We start from the raw sequence: 2,639 nt of genomic DNA, 5'->3' as shown, positions 1-2,639 counted from the left end.
GCCAGCGCATCCAGGGCGTGCTCCGCCGCCTGATCGGCGATCCGGATCGCCTCCCGACGCTTGGCTACAGCCTTTTCACCACCAAACATGCCTTGACGGCTCCCTCTGAACGCGACGCTTCGACATAGACCAAAGCGCGAGCCACACCCTAGCGGGGCTTACATGTTTTGGAAACTGATCGCGGCGGGACCGATGATCACGACAAACAGAACCGGCAGGAAAAACAGGATCATCGGCACAGTCAGCTTGGCCGGCAAAGCCGCCGCCTTCTTCTCCGCATTGCTCATGCGCATGTCGCGGTTTTCCTTGGCCATGACCCGCAGCGCCTGACCCAGCGGCGTACCGTAACGCTCCGCCTGGATCAGTGCGGTGGCCACCGCCTTAACCCCGGCGTGATTGGTGCGTTTGCCCAGATTCTCAAACGCCATGCGCCGGTCCTGAAGATAGGCCAGCTCGGCGTTGGTCAGGGACAGTTCCTCGGCCAGCTCCATCGAGTTCGTGCCGATTTCGGCCGCGACCTTGTGCAGGGCCGCTTCGATGGACATGCCCGCCTCAACGCAAATCAGCAGCAGGTCTAGCGAGTCCGGAAAGGCCTGCATGATGGAGTCGCGCCGCTTGGCGGCCTTGTTGGACAGGTAAATGCCCGGCGCATAATAGCCCAGCACCGCCAGCCCCATCACCACGGTCAGGCGCTGCATCAGCGGCAAGCCGAAATCATTGACCACCCAGAGATAGACGAATCCCATCAGTCCCAGCACGGGCGGAATGGCGAAGCGGGCGAAATAGAAAGCGTAGACCGGGCCCTGGCCCCGGTAGCCGGCCTGGACCAGCTTGGTCTTCAGATTGGCGTCTTCCAGCAAGGTCGCGAGATTGAGCTTCTCCACCACCTTGCGATAGAGCGAGCGCGTATCCTTGCCGCGCAGACCGCCCTTTTTCTCAGCGGCGGACTTCTCAAGCTCCTCGCGCGCCTTGCGCCGCAGTTCATCGCGGCGATTGGCGACCGCTTTCATACGTTTGTTGAGGTCATTGCCGCCGAACGCCGGCGCGGACAGCGTCCACACGGTCGCAAAAACAAGCCCGGCGGCGATGACCGCGAACAGATTGGCCGGGGTGACGATCCAGTTGATGAAATCACTCATGTCGCCCCCCTACATTTTGAAATTGATCATGCTGCGCATGACCAAGATCCCGGTGAGCATCCACACGCCGCCGCCCAGAAGCAGGAAATGCCCTGTCGGCGTGGTCAGAAGCGGCGTCATGTAATCGGGCGACATGATCGACACCATCACCCCCACGCCCGGCGGCAAGGAGCCGATGATCCAGGCGGAAGCCTTGGCTTCAGACGACAGCGCGCCGACCTTCTCGCGCATCATCTTGCGCGCGCGCAAGACCGTGGAGAGGTTGTTGAGCGCCTCGGCGAGATTGCCGCCCGCCTTTTGCTGAATGGCCAGCACGGTGGTGAAAAACGACAATTCAGACAAGGGCATGCGGCGATACATCCGGCGCATGCCTTCTTCCACGTCCACCCCGACGGCGAGACCTTCCACCAGAAGCTGGAATTCCTGCTTCACCGGCGCCTCGCCTTCCTGGGCGATGATCTTCAGGGTTTCATTGAGCGGCAGACCGGATTTGACGCCGCGCACGATGATGTCGAGCGCGTCGGCGAAATTCTCGGTGAATTTCTTCTGGCGCGCATTGCGCATCATCCCCAGCACCCAGCGCGGCAGGCCGAGCCCGGCGATAACGGCGGCGGCGATCGAGATCAGCGGATTCAGGCCCGCAACGATGACAGCGAAAGCGGCGACGATCCCCAGAATGGCGGAAATGATCCAGAACTGCATCGGCCCGGTTTTCAGCAAGCCTGCCTGGTCCAGACGTGCGCGCAGAGTGAGCGATTGTTTGCGCTCGGCCTTCTGGCGCTCTTCGAGCTCCTTGAGGCCTTCCTGGATCTGGCGACGCTTCTGGTTGGCGCTGTCCACCGCCGAGACCCGGCGGCGCCCGGTCTGCACGGGACCGCCCACGGCGCCCTCCAGGCGCATCTTGCGGTTTTTCTCCTCGCCGGAGCCCACAAACGCAAAGCCCACGCCGGCCACGGCGATAAAGGCGCATCCAGCGGCGACATAAAGGGCGAGTTCGGGGGGCATGGCTCAGGCCTCCGACGCGTCGAGAGCGGCGGCCAGCTGGGCGTCGAGCCCGAAATACCGCGCGCGTTCCCAGAAATTCGGACGGGCGATGCCGGTGGAGACATGACGGCCGGTAATGTCGCCGTTTTCGTTTTCGCCTGTGATCTCGTACAGGAACAGGTCCTGGGTGATGATCACATCGCCTTCCATGCCCAGCACTTCGGTGACATGGGTGATCTTGCGCGAGCCGTCGCGCAGGCGCGCGGCCTGGATGATCACATCGATCGAACCCGAGATCATCTCGCGGATCGTCTTGGTGGGCAGGTTGTAGCCGCCCATGGTGATCATGGATTCAATCCGGCTCAGCGCCTCGCGCGGCGAGTTGGCGTGCAGCGTGCCCATGGAGCCGTCATGGCCGGTGTTCATGGCCTGCAACAGGTCAAAGGATTCAGGTCCGCGCACCTCGCCCACGATGATCCGCTCGGGGCGCATCCGCAGACAGTTCTTCACCAGATC

General features: G+C 62.6%; 3 protein-coding genes. All 3 read right to left on the bottom strand.

All coding sequences use genetic code 11. The features are described 5' to 3' along the window. Positions 1–158 precede the first annotated feature (158 nt). Positions 159–1,139 carry a type II secretion system F family protein gene (locus B3M53_RS00975; protein ID WP_022701493.1) on the bottom strand — a complete coding sequence of 327 codons (981 nt, stop codon included), beginning with the start codon at positions 1,137–1,139 and terminating at the stop codon, positions 159–161. 9 nt (positions 1,140–1,148) lie between these two features. After that, on the bottom strand, positions 1,149–2,144 hold the full coding sequence (locus B3M53_RS00970; RefSeq protein ID WP_160093388.1) for a type II secretion system F family protein: 996 nt from the start codon (positions 2,142–2,144) through the stop codon (positions 1,149–1,151). A 3-nt stretch (positions 2,145–2,147) separates the two neighbouring features. Further along, a partial coding sequence (locus B3M53_RS00965) for an ATPase, T2SS/T4P/T4SS family (protein ID WP_286799471.1) occupies positions 2,148–2,639 on the bottom strand: 492 nt, incomplete at its 5' end.

This window comes from Oceanicaulis sp. UBA2681, from assembly GCF_002354675.1.
Classification (GTDB): Bacteria; Pseudomonadota; Alphaproteobacteria; order Caulobacterales; family Maricaulaceae; genus Oceanicaulis; species Oceanicaulis alexandrii.
Note: the sequence above shows the minus strand (reverse complement) of the source record. Positions and strands in the feature narration are given on the sequence as shown.